The sequence below is a fragment of the Halorubrum sp. ARQ200 genome (genome assembly GCF_005435115.1).
GTDB classification, from domain to species: domain Archaea; phylum Halobacteriota; class Halobacteria; order Halobacteriales; family Haloferacaceae; genus Halorubrum; species Halorubrum tropicale.
Map to the genome: position 1 here is coordinate 43,530 of NZ_SGTZ01000009.1, position 13,278 is coordinate 56,807.

Sequence of the window (13,278 nt, forward strand, 5' to 3'; positions counted from 1 at the left end):
CCGAGGTGACCGACGCGTGACGGTCGAGGAGTTCAAGCTGCCCGACGTGGGCGAGGGCGTCGCGGAGGGCGAACTCGTCAGCTGGCTGGTCGCGCCCGGCGACCGCGTCGAGGAGGACCAGCCCGTCGCGGAGGTCGAGACCGACAAGGCGCTCGTCGAGGTGCCGTCGAGCTACGACGGGACCGTCGAGGAGCTGTTCGTCGACGAGGGGGACATGGTCCCGGTCGGCGACGTGATCATCTCGTTCCGGATCGACGAGGACGGAGACGGCGGGGCGACCGCCGAGGCGGAAGCCGAACCGGAGCCCGAGGCCGACGCGGGCGACGAGCCGGCGCCGGACGCGACCGCCGACGCGGACGACGGGACGACGAGCGAGCCCGACACGCCCTCGGGTCGCACCTTCGCGCCGCCGTCCGCCCGCCGGCTCGCCCGCGAGCTTGGCGTCGACGTCGGTGCGGTCGACGGGAGCGGCCCCGGCGGTCGCGTGACCGAGGCCGACGTGCGCGCCCACGCCGAGGGCGGCGGATCCGCCGACGCGGGCGGCGCGGACGACGGCCCCGAACCCCGCCCCGCGCCGACCGACACCGGCTCTACCGGCCGGAAGTCCGCGGTCAGCAAGCGCGGCGACTCTTCGGACGGGGCGTCGGCGACCGCCGCCGGCGCGCCCGAGCCCGCGGGCCGCGAGACGACGCTCGCGACGCCCGCGACCCGGAAGGTCGCGCGCGAGCGCGGCGTCGACCTCGACGACGTGCCGACCGACGAGACCCGCGACGGCGAGGCGTTCGTCACGGTCGACGCCGTGAACGCGTACGCCGACGCGCTGGAGTCGCCGTCCGAGCCGGAGCCGGCGACCGTCGACGCTGACACCGCGCCGGCGACCGTCGACGCTGACACCGCGCCGGACGCGACCGCCGCGACCGACGCCGCCGTGAGCGCCGAGGGCGACGAGACCGTCCCCTACCGCGGCGTCAGGCGCACCATCGGGAAGCAGATGGAGCGGTCCAAGTACACGGCGCCGCACGTCACCCACCACGACACCGCCGCGGTGGACGCGCTCGTCGAGGCCCGCGAGGAGCTGAAGCCGAAGGCCGAGGCCGAGGGCGTGAAGCTCACCTACATGCCGTTCGTGATGAAGGCCATCGTCGCCGGCCTGAAGGAGTACCCGTACCTCAACAGCGAGCTCCGCGAGGACGACGAGGAGATCGTGTTGAAAGGCGACTACAACCTCGGGATCGCGGTCGCGACCGACGCCGGCCTCATGGTCCCGGTCGTCGAGGACGTCGACGAGAAGGGGCTCTTCGAGCTGGCCGACGAGGTGAACGACCTCGCCGCCCGCGCCCGCGAGCGGAAGCTCAAGCCCGCGGAGATGAAGGGCGGCACCTTCTCGATCACCAACTTCGGCGCCATCGGCGGCGAGTACGCCACGCCGATCATCAACTACCCCGAGACCGCGATCCTCGGGCTCGGCGCCATCGAGGAGCGCCCCGTCGTCCGCGAGGGCGACGGCGGCGACAGCGAGGTCGTCCCGGCGCCGACGCTGCCGCTCTCCCTGTCGATCGACCACCGGGTCGTCGACGGCGCGGTCGCGGCCGAGTTCGCGAACACCGTCATGGAACACTTAGAAACCCCCCTGCTGCTACTCAACGAATAATGGTCGTCGGAGACGTCACCACGGGAACGGAGGTACTGGTCATCGGCGCGGGGCCGGGCGGCTACGTCGCCGCCATCCGCGCCGCACAGGAGGGGCTCGACACGACCTTAGTCGAGAAGGACGCCTACGGCGGCGCCTGTCTCAACCGCGGCTGTATCCCCTCGAAGGCGCTGATCACGGGGAGCGGGCTCGCCCACGAGGCCGGCAACGCGGAGTTCATGGGCGTCCACGCGGACCCCGCCGTCGACATGGGGAGGATGATCGAGTGGAAGGACGGCGTGGTCGACCGGCTCACGGGCGGCGTCGAGAAGCTCTGTAAGGCGAACGGCGTGAACCTGGTCGAGGGCGTCGCCTCGTTCGTCGGCGAGAACACCGTCCGGGTCGCGCACGGCGGCGACGGGCAGGGCTCGGAGACGCTGGAGTTCGAACACGCGGTGATCGCCACCGGGTCGCGGCCGATCCAGGTCCCCGGCTTCGACTTCGGCGAGAACCACGTCTGGAGCTCCGCCGACGCGCTCGACGCCGACACGGTTCCGGACCGCCTCGGGGTCGTCGGCGGCGGCTACATCGGCATGGAGCTGGCGACGACGTACGCCAAGCTCGGCGCCGAGGTCACGGTCGTCGAGATGCTCGACGACATCCTCGACCCCTACGAGGACGACGTGAAGCGCGTCGTCCGCAAGCGCGCCGAGGAGCTCGGCGTCGACTTCAACTTCGGCGAGGGCGCGAGCGAGTGGGCGGAGGCGCCCGACGGCGGCTACCTCCTCCGCACGGAGACGGAGGAGGGCGAGGAGTCGACGTACGGCGTCGACAAGATCCTCGTCGCGGTCGGTCGCCAGCCCGTCACCGACGGGCTCGACCTGGAGAACGCCGGGATCGAGACGGACGACCGCGGGTTCGTCGAGACGGACGACCGCACCCGCACGGCGGTCGAGCACGTCCACGCCGTCGGCGACGTGGCCGGCGACCCGATGCTCGCGCACGCGGCCTCCAACGAGGGGGTCGTCGCCGCCGAGGTGATCGCCGGCGAACCGGCCGCGCTCGACAGGCAGGCGGTCCCCGCCGCGGTGTTCACCGACCCCGAGATCGGCACGGTCGGGATGACGGAGGCGGAGGCCGCCGAGGCCGGCTTCGAGCCCGCGGTCGGCGAGATGCCGTTCAACGCTTCCGGGCGGGCGATGACGACCGGCCACACCGAGGGGTTCGTCCGGATCGTCGCCGACGAGGAGACCGGGTTCGTCCTCGGCGGACAGATCGTCGGCCCCGAGGCGTCGGAGCTGATCGCCGAGGTCGCGCTCGCGGTCGAGATGGGCGCCACCCTCGAGGACGTGGCCGCCACCGTCCACACCCATCCGACGCTCGCGGAGGCGGTGATGGAGGCCGCGGAGAACGCGCGTGGGCAAGCGATCCACACGCTGAACCGCTGACCGCGTTCGATCCCTCCCCGTCACGCGTGACCCCGGTCCCGTCCCGCGGAGGTCTCCCGACGAGGCGTACTGATGACCGCCGGACCCTCGCGTGTTACTCTCGCTCACACCCGTCGGATTACCGGAATTCTGACAGATATGCGCCGGCAGCGGGCCTCTCCGAGCGGTAAACCCCTCGGAGCGCCGCTACGGTCTCCGACGGGGAATTCGTGGATCCGCAAATAGAACTTCATTATTTCGATAGAAACCCTCCGTTATAACGATGTTTCCCTCACAGAATTAGACAATATTATCTGCGAAGAGGAGCGACCGTTTTTTGATGGCTGGTAACACCAAAGAGTGGTGGCCGGATCAGCTGGATCTGGAACTGCTCGACCAGAACGCCGCCGATATCGGTCCGTACGACGAGGAGTTCGACTACGCGGCGGCGTTCGAGGAGCTCGACCTCGACGAGGTCAAGTCCGACCTCGAAGACGTGATGACCGACTCGAAGGAGTGGTGGCCCGCCGACTACGGGCACTACGGCCCGCTGTTCATCCGGATGGCGTGGCACAGCGCCGGCACGTACCGCTCGCTCGACGGGCGCGGCGGCGCCGCCGGCGGACACCAGCGGCTCCCGCCGATCAGCAGCTGGCCGGACAACGTGAACCTCGACAAGGCCCGGCGGCTGCTGGAGCCGGTCAAGACGAAGTACGGCGAGAAGCTCTCGTGGGCCGACCTCATCGTGCTCGCCGGCAACGTCGCGCTGGAGTCGATGGGCTTCGAGACGTTCGGCTTCGCGGGCGGCCGCGCGGACGACTTCCGCGGCGACGACGCCGTCGACTGGGGCCCCGAGAGCGAGTTCGAGGCCACCTCCCCCGACCGGTTCGACGAGGACGGCGACCTCAAGGCCCCGCTCGGGAACACCGTGATGGGCCTCATCTACGTCAACCCCGAGGGGCCGAACGGCGAGCCCGACCTTGAGGGCTCGGCGAAGAACATCCGCCAGTCGTTCAGTCGGATGGCGATGAACGACAAAGAGACCGTCGCGCTCATCGCCGGCGGCCACACCTTCGGGAAGGTCCACGGCGCCGACGACGGCGACAACCTCGGTCCGGAGCCCGAGGACGCCCCCATCGACCTCCAGGGCCTCGGCTGGGACAACGAGTTCGGCGAGGGGATGGGCCCCGACACGATCACGAGCGGCATCGAGGGTCCGTGGAACGCCACTCCGACCGTCTGGGACACGAGTTACGTCGACAACCTGCTCGAGTACGAGTGGGAGCCGGAGAAGGGTCCCGGCGGCGCGTGGCAGTGGACCACGAAGAACGACGAGCTCGACGACGCCGCCCCGGGCGTCGCGGACCCCGACGACAAGGAGGACGTCATGATGCTCACGACGGACGTCGCCCTGAAACACGACGACGACTTCCGGGCCGTCCTCGAGGAGTTCCGCGACGACCCCGACGAGTTCCAGGAGACGTTCGCGAAGGCGTGGTACAAGCTCATCCACCGCGACATGGGCCCGCCGGAGCGGTTCCTCGGCCCCGAGGTCCCGGAGGAGACGATGATCTGGCAGGACCCGCTGCCGGACGCCGACTACGAACCGATCGGCGACGCGGCGGTCGGCGACCTCAAGGGCGCCCTCCTCGACTCCGGCCTCTCGACCGGCGAGCTCGTCAAGACCGCGTGGGCGGCGGCGTCCACCTACCGCGACAGCGACAAGCGGGGCGGCGCCAACGGCGCCCGCATCCGCCTCGAACCGCAGCGGAGCTGGGAGGCCAACGAGCCCGAACGGCTCGCCGACGTCCTCTCGACGCTCGAAGACGTACAGGCCGAGTTCAACGAGTCGCGCTCCGACGACGTGCGCGTCTCGCTCGCCGACCTCATCGTGCTGGGCGGGACCGCGGCCGTCGAGCAGGCCGCGGCCGACGCGGGCTACGACGTCGAGGTGCCGTTCGAGCCCGGTCGCGTCGACGCCACCGCCGAGCAGACCGACGAGGAGTCGTTCGAGGCGCTCAAGCCGAAGGCCGACGGGTTCCGCAACTACCTCGGCGACACCGACGAGGACGTCGAGGACCTCATGGTCGACAAGGCCGACCTGCTGAACCTGAGCGCCAGCGAGATGACCGTGCTGGCCGGCGGGCTGCGAACGCTCGGCGCGACCTACGGCGACCGCACGGCGTTCACCGACGAGCCCGGGACGCTGACGAACGAGTTCTTCGTGAACCTGCTCGACATGGCGTACGAGTGGGACGAGGTGACCGACGCCGAGGACGTCTACGAGGTCCGCGACCGCGACACCGGCGAGGTCGCGTGGGAGGCGACGCGCGCGGACCTCATCTTCGGCTCGAACGCGCGGCTCCGCACCATCGCCGACGTGTACGCCAGCGACGAGGAGAAGTTCGTCGAGGACTTCGTCGCGGTCTGGAGCGAGGTCATGACGCTCGACCGCTTCGACCTCGAGTAACGCCCCCGTCGCAGTCGGATTTTTTCGGTCTCGCAGCGCGGTTCCGGTAGCTCCGGCTCTTCCTCGCCGACGCGGCCCGAATCGACCCTCTCACCTGCCGAACCCTCGGCTTGTAACGGACGGCTGGCTTTCCGGCTATCGCCGTGCGCAACGAATTCTATATCGCGACATGTGATTTACTACTGCGCCGACGGCCGAATCTCCCGTTCGACCGCAGGCCCGATTTCCCGGCCCGAACCGGCGTCTCGGCGGCGATCGACCGCCTTTTTTCCCGCCGGGCCCTCGTTCGCGACATGGCCGACGAGTTCGACCCGGAGAAGTTCGAAGACAAGTACGCGAACTACTTCCAGGAGCTCCAGCGGGCGTACAAGAACGCGTTCAACCAGATGAACGACCGGCACGACTCGGAGCTGATCCACGGCATCGACCAGACCGTGCTCAACGAGTCGGAGCCGTTCTACGAGGACGGCGAGTTCCGCGTCGAACTCCCGGAGAGCCCCCGCGAGCGCATCCGCGGCGCCGTCGCGGTCGACGACGAGACGTTCGAGGAGACGCTCGACGAGTACGTCGAGCGGATCGAGTCCGAGCTGTACCGGACGCTGGGCGTCGACCGCCCGGAGTGACCAACCGTGAGGGGTCCGCGTCGCGCCCGGATCCGGCCGAACCAAAGGCATAAGCCCGCCGCCCGCCAACTCGCGGGCATGAGCACGGACACGACTGACGCGGAAAACGAGCTCCGCGAGCGGATCACGAACTTCCTGCGGCGTAACTTCCCGCAGATCCAGATGCACGGCGGGAGCGCCGCCATCGCCCACCTCGACCGCGAGAAGGGCGAGGTGACGGTCCAGCTCGGCGGCGCCTGTTCCGGCTGCGGCATCTCGCCGATGACGATCCAGGCGATCAAGTCCCGGATGGTCAAGGAGATCCCCGAGATCGAGACGGTCCACGCGGACACCGGCGCGGCGGCCGGCGCCGACGGCGACCTCGGCGGGACCAGCAGCGGCGGGATGTCTCCTTCCTTCCCCGGCGAGACGACCGACGACGACGGCGGCGACGACGAAGGCCCGCAGGCCCCGTTCTGAATCGGTTCGACCGACGGTTTCTCTCTCCCTTTCTCTCCGACTCCCGAGTCGCATCGCCGTCCACCGCCCAGTAGCCGATTTCGCACGGAAGCGGCCTCCTCGGAGCTGAATCCGTGGGATACGGTTATCGAACCGGATCCCGGAGTAAATCTTATGGCGCTATATCAAATTCGTACGCCGCCCCGATCTCAGTCCGACTGAAGCCTTTTTCTCCCCGGCAGCCGTGGGGAATCGCTATGTACCATCGCGAGGTCGAACCCACGGCGGAGTACGTCGCGCGGTTCGAGACCGGCGCCGACTGGCGCGAGGAGATAGAGGCCCTCGCCCGCGAGGAGGACGTTGAGGCCGGCTGGTTCACGGCGCTCGGCGCGGTCCAGGACGCGGACGTCTGGTTCTACGACCAGGAGGAGACCGAGTACCGGTCGGTGACGTTCGACGAGCCGCTGGAGGTGGCCGCCTGCGTGGGCAACGTCTCGCTTCTGGAGGGGGACGTGTTCGCCCACACCCACGCGGTGCTCTCGCGCCCGAGCGGGCAGGCCCTCGCGGGGCACCTCGACTCGGCGACCGTCTGGGCGGGCGAGTGCCACCTGCGCGCGTTCGCCGAGCCGCTGGAGCGCTCGCACGACGAGGCCACCGACTTGGACCTGTGGCTGTGACCCGCCGAGCGCACCGCGTCTCCCCCGCGACCGAGCCGCGATGAGACCGGACGACGAGCGCTACTTCGCGCGGATCGAGGAGCGCCTCGACGAGGCGTGGGACGTGGCCGAGACGGCCAAAGAGCAGGGCCGCGACCCGGAGCCCGAGATCGAGATCCCGGTCGCCCGCGACATGGCGGACCGCGTCGAGAACATCCTCGGGATCGACGGCGTCGCGGAGCGCGTCCGCGAGCTGGAGGGCGAGATGTCCCGCGAGGAGGCGGCGCTGGAGCTGGTCACCGACTTCGTCGACGGGAACGTCGGCGACTACGACTCCCGCGAGGGGAAGATCGAGGGCGCCGTCCGGACCGCCGTCGCGCTGCTCACCGAGGGCGTCGTCGCCGCGCCGATCGAGGGGATCGACCGCGTGGAGCTGCTGGAGAACGACGACGGCACTGAGTTCGTCAACGTCTACTACGCGGGCCCGATCCGCTCGGCGGGCGGGACCGCCCAGGCGCTGTCGGTGCTCGTCGCCGACTACGCCCGGTCGCTGCTCGACGTCGACGAGTACAAGCCCCGCGACGTTGAGGTCGAGCGCTACGCCGAGGAGATCGCCTTATACGACAAGGAGACCGGGCTCCAGTACACCCCGAAGGACAAGGAGTCGAAGTTCATCGCGAAGCACATCCCCGTCATGCTCGACGGGGAGGCGACGAGCGACGAGGAGGTCTCGGGCTTCCGCGACCTCGAACGGGTCGACACCAACTCCGCGCGCGGCGGGATGTGTCTCGTCGCCGCCGAGGGGATCGCGCTGAAGGCCCCGAAGATCCAGCGGTACACCCGGAACCTCGACGAGGTCGACTGGCCGTGGCTCCAGGACCTGATCGACGGGACGATCGGGAAGGACGGCGCGGGCGACGGCGACGCGCCGGCGTCCGAGGGCGACGCGGACGAGGACGGCGACGACGCCGACGGGGAACCCGACGAGCCGGCGGCCGACCCCGCGGCCGACGACTCGCCCGACGGCCCGCCCCGCGCCGACCCCTCCCAGAAGTTCCTCCGGGACCTGATCGCGGGCCGCCCCGTCTTCACGCACCCGAGCGAGGCGGGCGGCTTCCGCCTCCGGTACGGTCGCGCGCGCAACCACGGGTTCGCGACCGGCGGCGTCCACCCGGCGACCATGCACATCGTCGACGACTTCCTCGCGGCGGGCACGCAGATCAAGACGGAGCGGCCCGGGAAGGCCCACGGCGTCGTCCCCGTCGACTCCATCGAGGGGCCGACGGTCCGCCTGGCGAACGGCGAGGTGCGGCGGATCGACGACCCCGAGGAGGCGAAGGCGGTCAGCAACGGGGTCGAGAAGGTGCTCGACCTGGGCGAGTACCTCGTCAACTACGGGGAGTTCGTCGAGAACAACCACCCGCTCGCGCCCGCGTCGTACGCCCCCGAGTGGTGGGTCCAGGAGTTCGAGGCGGCCGGCGCCGACGTACAGGCCATGGGCGACGACCCGCACGTCGACTTAGAACACCCGGGCGTCGACCGGGCGCTCGCGTGGGCTCGCGAGTACGACTGCCCGCTCCACCCCGAGTACACCTACCTCTGGCACGACGTCTCGGTCGACGCGTTCGCGGCGCTGGCCGACGCCGTCGCCGCCGGCGAGGTCGCCGACGGCGTCCTCGCGATCGAGCGCACCGAGCCGGTCCGGGACGCCCTGGAGTCGCTGCTGGTCGAACACGCCGCGACTCCCGACGCGCTCCGGATCCCGACGTGGCGCCCGCTCGCGCGGTCGCTCGGGATCGACGACGGCCTCCGCAGGGAGTGGGACGCGGACGACCTCTCGGCGGCGGCCCGCGAGTACGCCGACGGCGAGAACGCGATTCGCGCGGTCAACGAGGTCGCCCCGTTCGAGGTCCGCGAGCGCGCGCCGACCCGGATCGGCAACCGGATGGGTCGGCCGGAGAAGTCCGAGAGCCGCGACCTCTCGCCCGCGGTCCACACGCTCTTCCCGATCAACGAGGCGGGGGGCCCGCAGCGCGACGTAGCGGAGGCCGCGGGCGTCATGGACGACACCGGCCGCCGCGGGCGGCACGAACTGGAGGTCTCCGACCGCGTCTGCCCCGACTGCGGCGAGCACACCTACGCCGCGCTCTGTCCCGACTGCGAGACGCACACCGAGCCGCACTACGAGTGTAACGACTGCGGCACCGTCTGCGAGCCGGACGAGGCCGGCCGCGTCGAGTGCCCGAACTGCGAGTGGGAGGTGACGGCCGCGAGCTATCAAGAGGTCGACGTCAACGACGCGTACCGCTCCGCGCTGGAGCGGGTCGGCGAGCGCGAGTCCGCCTTCGAGATCCTGAAGGGGGTCCAGGGGCTCACCTCGCGGAACAAGACGCCCGAGCCGATCGAGAAGGGGGTCCTCCGCGCGAAGAACGGCGTCACGTCGTTCAAGGACGGGACGGTCCGGTACGACATGACCGACCTCCCGGTCACCGCGGTCCGGCCCGAGGAGCTCGACGTCACCGCGGACCACTTCCGCGAACTCGGGTACGAGACCGACATCGACGGCGAGCCCCTCCGCCACGACGACCAGGTGGTCGAGCTCCGGGTCCAGGACATCGTCCTCTCCGACGGCGCGGCCGAGCACATGCTGAAGACCGCCGACTTCGTCGACGACCTGCTCGAACAGTTCTACGGGCTCGACCGCTTCTACGAGGTCAACGAGCGCGACGACCTCGTCGGCGAGCTCGTCTTCGGGATGGCGCCCCACACGAGCGCGGCAACTGTCGGTAGAGTGGTAGGATTCACATCGGCCGCGGTGGGATACGCTCATCCGTACTTCCACGCCGCCAAGCGGCGGAACTGCTTCCACCCGGAGACGAAACTCTGGTACGAGGACGAGACCGGTCAGCTACGATACGACGAAATCGAAGCGTTCGTCGAGAGGTACCTCGATCGGTCTGAGGTCGAGTTCGACGACTTCGGAACGGCCGTCGGCGAACTGGAACATGTCGACGGCGACCTGCGCGTTCCGTCGCTGACCGCGGACGGAGATCGCGTCTCTCGTCCGGTAGAGGCGGTCAGCAAGCACGACGCACCGGACCACCTCGTCCGAGTCCGGACCGAATCCGGCAGATCGATAACCGTCACTCCTGACCACGGTGTCCACGTGTACGACGGCGAACGGGACGCAGTCGCCGGCAAGGAAGCGCGGGAAATCGACGCGGACGACAGACTCGTAATTCCCGATTCGGTCGGGGTCGACGACGTCGACCGCGACTCACGCCGGTTCGATTTGCTCGCCGAATTTATTCGGTCCGACGCGGTTCCGACCGACCGTCTCATGATCAAAGGGCTGGACAAGGACCGCCTGTACGAGCTCTTCGAGGACGCGTTCGCCGACGACTGGGAGGGGGGATTCTACCCGCTCCAGAGCATGACGGAGGTCTTCGGGACGAACAAGAAGACGCTGAGTAACTACCTGTACAGAGAGAGCTTCCCCGTGTCGTATCTCCTGCGGTGCTTCTCCTCGCTCGACGAGATGCTCGCCTTCGTTCCGGACGACGTCTCGCTCGGAATGAAACGCGATCGCACGGAGATCGATCGGTTCGTCGATCTCAACGAGCGCGTCGCGACGCTGCTCGGGTACTACGCGGCGGAGGGGTTCGCCCGCGAGCAGGAGACGCCGAAGGGGACGATCCACCAGACAACGATCTGCGGGACGGAAACGGAAGCGAGGGAGTTCTTCCTCGACGTTCTGCGGGAGGAGTTCGGGGTCGACCCGTACGAAGAGAACCACGCGAAAGTGACCGTCTCCGGTCGCCTGTTGCGTGCGTTCTTCGACTCGGTGCTCGACTCCGGCGTGTACGCACACACGAAGCGCGTCCCCGATCAAATATTCGACGTATCCGACGAGATCATCGGTGCGTATCTGAGCGGATACTTCAGCGGCGACGGCAGCGTCGACGACGGATCGCTCCGAATCACGGCAACGACGGTCAGCGAAGAGCTTCGCGAAGACTTGCTCGGCCTTCTGCGGCGGCTCGAAGTCCACGCGAGCGTCGACCGACCCGAGCGGGTTCAGCTCCGTGATAAGTTCCCCGAATTCTACGACGACAGCGACACGCGGATGACCGCACAGACGTACGTCCTCAGTGTCTCGTCACACGACGCCGTTCGATTCTCCGAAATCGCCGGATTCCACCTCTCCCGGAAGCAGGACCGATTGACTGAGAACGTCTCGTCCGTCGAACCGTACGCGCGAAAAGCGTCTGACGGCGGGTCCGGCGAGTATCTCGTCGAAGACGTCGCTGAGGTCGAGGCTGTCGAGAGCGACGTCGACCACGTGTACTGTCTCACCGTTGAGGACACGCATTCACTCGTCGCGAACGATCTGTCGGTCGATCAGTGCGATGGAGACGAGGATTGCGTAATGCTGCTCATGGACGGTTTACTTAATTTTTCCAAAACTTTCTTACCAGACCAACGCGGCGGGCGGATGGATGCACCCTTAGTGATGTCTTCGCGAATCGACCCCTCGGAGATCGACGACGAGGCGCACAACGTCGACATCGTGCGGGAGTACCCGCTGGAGCTGTACGAGGCGTCGCGCGAGCTGGCCGACCCGGAGGCGGTCGAGGAGCTGATCCGGATCGGCGAGGACACGCTCGGGACCGACGACGAGTACCACGGGTTCGACCACACCCACGACACGACGGACATCGCGATGGGCCCGGACCTCTCGGCGTACAAGACGCTCGGCGACATGATGGAGAAGATGGACGCGCAGCTGGAGCTGGCTCGGAAGCTCCGCGCGGTCGACGAGACCGACGTGGCCGAGCGCGTCATCGAGTACCACTTCCTGCCGGACATCATCGGCAACCTCCGCGCGTTCTCGCGGCAGGAGACGCGCTGTCTCGACTGCGGCGAGAAGTACCGCCGAATGCCGCTGACCGGGGACTGCCGCGAGTGCGGCGGCCGGGTGAACCTCACGGTCCACGAGGGGTCGGTGAGCAAGTACGTCGACACCGCCATCGAGGTGGCCGAGCGGTTCGACTGCCGGCCCTACACGAAACAGCGGCTGAAGGTGTTAGAGGGGTCGCTGGAGTCGATATTCGAGGACGACACGAACAAGCAGTCCGGGATCGCGGACTTCATGTGACGACCCCGCCGTCGCGTCCTGTTCCGCGACGACGGGGTCGACCTCCCCGGGCGGGGAGGAAACGGCGAGCGTGGTTGGGTATACCGACAGCGTGTTGCGAGCGACTTCCAGCCCGTGCCTCTCGTCGGCCGGCCGGAAGCCGATCGCGCGTTATGTCTCCACGCTATTGAATCTGTGGCACGCGGTGGCAGGACCGTGCGGACCGAGCGGTCAGTCGTCGTCGCGCGCCTCCTCGACGACCCGCGTGAACTCGCGGGCGGTCTCGGTGATGGTCTCGTAGTCGCCGCGCTCGGCGGCCTCGTAGTCGACGAGCGCGCCGCCCGCGCCGACCGCGAACGCGCCCGCGTCGATGTACTCCGCCGCGTTGTCGGGGCTCACGCCGCCGGTCGGCATCATCGGGATCTGGCCGAGCGGTCCCTTCATCGCGCCGAGGTGGTCCGGGCCGACGGTCTTCGCCGGGAACACCTTCACGAAGTCCGCGCCGGCCTCGTAGCCCCGGACCGCCTCGGTCGGGGTCATCACGCCCGGCGCGGTGACGGCGCCGTAGCGGTTGCACGTCTCGATGACGTCCTCGTGGAGGCTGGGCGAGACGACGAACTCGGCGCCCGCCATCAGCGTGGCCCGCGCGGTCTCGCTGTCGAGGACCGTCCCCGTGCCGACGACGACCTCGTCGTCGAAGGAGCCGGCGACCTCGCCGATGAGGTCGGCGACGTCCGGCGTGTCGGCGGTGATCTCGACGGCGGTGACCCCGCCCTCGCGCAGCGCCTCGGCGATCTCGATGAGCTGGTCGGCGGGCACGCCGCGCAGCACCGCGACGACGCCGCTGTCGACGAGCCGTGAGAGCGTCTCGCTCATACTCTCCGTTTCCCGAGTCGG

Annotated in this window: 8 protein-coding genes; 7 read left to right on the top strand and 1 reads right to left on the bottom strand. The window is 69.0% G+C overall.

Annotated elements, in window-relative coordinates; genetic code table 11:
• Nucleotides 1–16: 16 nt before the first annotated feature.
• The 7 genes from EXE50_RS11370 to polC all read left to right on the top strand — a co-directional run bounded on the left by EXE50_RS11370 (nt 17) and on the right by polC (nt 12,402).
• Entirely contained in the window at nt 17–1,651 is a 1,635-nt protein-coding gene (locus EXE50_RS11370; protein ID WP_053770140.1) for a 2-oxo acid dehydrogenase subunit E2, read from the top strand.
• Entirely contained in the window at nt 1,651–3,078 is a 1,428-nt protein-coding gene (lpdA, locus tag EXE50_RS11375) for a dihydrolipoyl dehydrogenase (RefSeq protein ID WP_137705135.1), read from the top strand. Before EXE50_RS11370 ends, lpdA begins: the two co-directional genes overlap by 1 nt.
• A gap of 319 nt (nt 3,079–3,397) precedes the next feature.
• The gene (gene katG, locus EXE50_RS11380; RefSeq protein WP_137705136.1) at nt 3,398–5,527 is read left to right on the top strand and encodes a catalase/peroxidase HPI; all 2,130 of its coding nucleotides are present in this window, start codon (nt 3,398–3,400) and stop codon (nt 5,525–5,527) included.
• A gap of 293 nt (nt 5,528–5,820) precedes the next feature.
• Nucleotides 5,821–6,150, top strand: coding sequence for a DUF5783 family protein (locus EXE50_RS11385; protein WP_137705137.1), 330 nt, complete (start codon nt 5,821–5,823; stop codon nt 6,148–6,150).
• Between the two features lie 78 nt (nt 6,151–6,228).
• Nucleotides 6,229–6,609 (top strand): iron-sulfur cluster biogenesis protein NfuA, encoded by a 381-nt coding sequence (locus EXE50_RS11390; protein ID WP_053770136.1) that lies wholly within the window; start codon nt 6,229–6,231, stop codon nt 6,607–6,609.
• 236 nt (nt 6,610–6,845) lie between these two features.
• Entirely contained in the window at nt 6,846–7,265 is a 420-nt protein-coding gene (locus EXE50_RS11395; protein WP_053770135.1) for a PPC domain-containing DNA-binding protein, read from the top strand.
• A 40-nt stretch (nt 7,266–7,305) separates the two neighbouring features.
• Nucleotides 7,306–12,402: a DNA polymerase II large subunit gene (polC, locus tag EXE50_RS11400; RefSeq protein WP_053770134.1), complete on the top strand. Its 5,097-nt coding sequence runs from the start codon at nt 7,306–7,308 to the stop codon at nt 12,400–12,402.
• A gap of 210 nt (nt 12,403–12,612) precedes the next feature.
• Here polC and EXE50_RS11405 read toward each other — a convergent pair whose 3' ends face one another.
• Nucleotides 12,613–13,257 carry a bifunctional 4-hydroxy-2-oxoglutarate aldolase/2-dehydro-3-deoxy-phosphogluconate aldolase gene (locus EXE50_RS11405; protein WP_053770133.1) on the bottom strand — a complete coding sequence of 215 codons (645 nt, stop codon included), beginning with the start codon at nt 13,255–13,257 and terminating at the stop codon, nt 12,613–12,615.
• Nucleotides 13,258–13,278: the final 21 nt, after the last annotated feature.

Excerpts from the sequence above, each read along its gene's own strand:
- lpdA (WP_137705135.1), top strand. The coding sequence starts at position 1,651 with ATGGTCGTCGGAGACGTCACCACGGGAACGGAGGTACTGGTCATCGGC.
- katG (WP_137705136.1), top strand. The coding sequence starts at position 3,398 with ATGGCTGGTAACACCAAAGAGTGGTGGCCGGATCAGCTGGATCTGGAA.
- EXE50_RS11385 (WP_137705137.1), top strand. The coding sequence starts at position 5,821 with ATGGCCGACGAGTTCGACCCGGAGAAGTTCGAAGACAAGTACGCGAAC.
- EXE50_RS11390 (WP_053770136.1), top strand. The coding sequence starts at position 6,229 with ATGAGCACGGACACGACTGACGCGGAAAACGAGCTCCGCGAGCGGATC.
- EXE50_RS11395 (WP_053770135.1), top strand. The coding sequence starts at position 6,846 with ATGTACCATCGCGAGGTCGAACCCACGGCGGAGTACGTCGCGCGGTTC.
- polC (WP_053770134.1), top strand. The coding sequence starts at position 7,306 with ATGAGACCGGACGACGAGCGCTACTTCGCGCGGATCGAGGAGCGCCTC.
- EXE50_RS11405 (WP_053770133.1), bottom strand. The coding sequence starts at position 13,257 with ATGAGCGAGACGCTCTCACGGCTCGTCGACAGCGGCGTCGTCGCGGTG.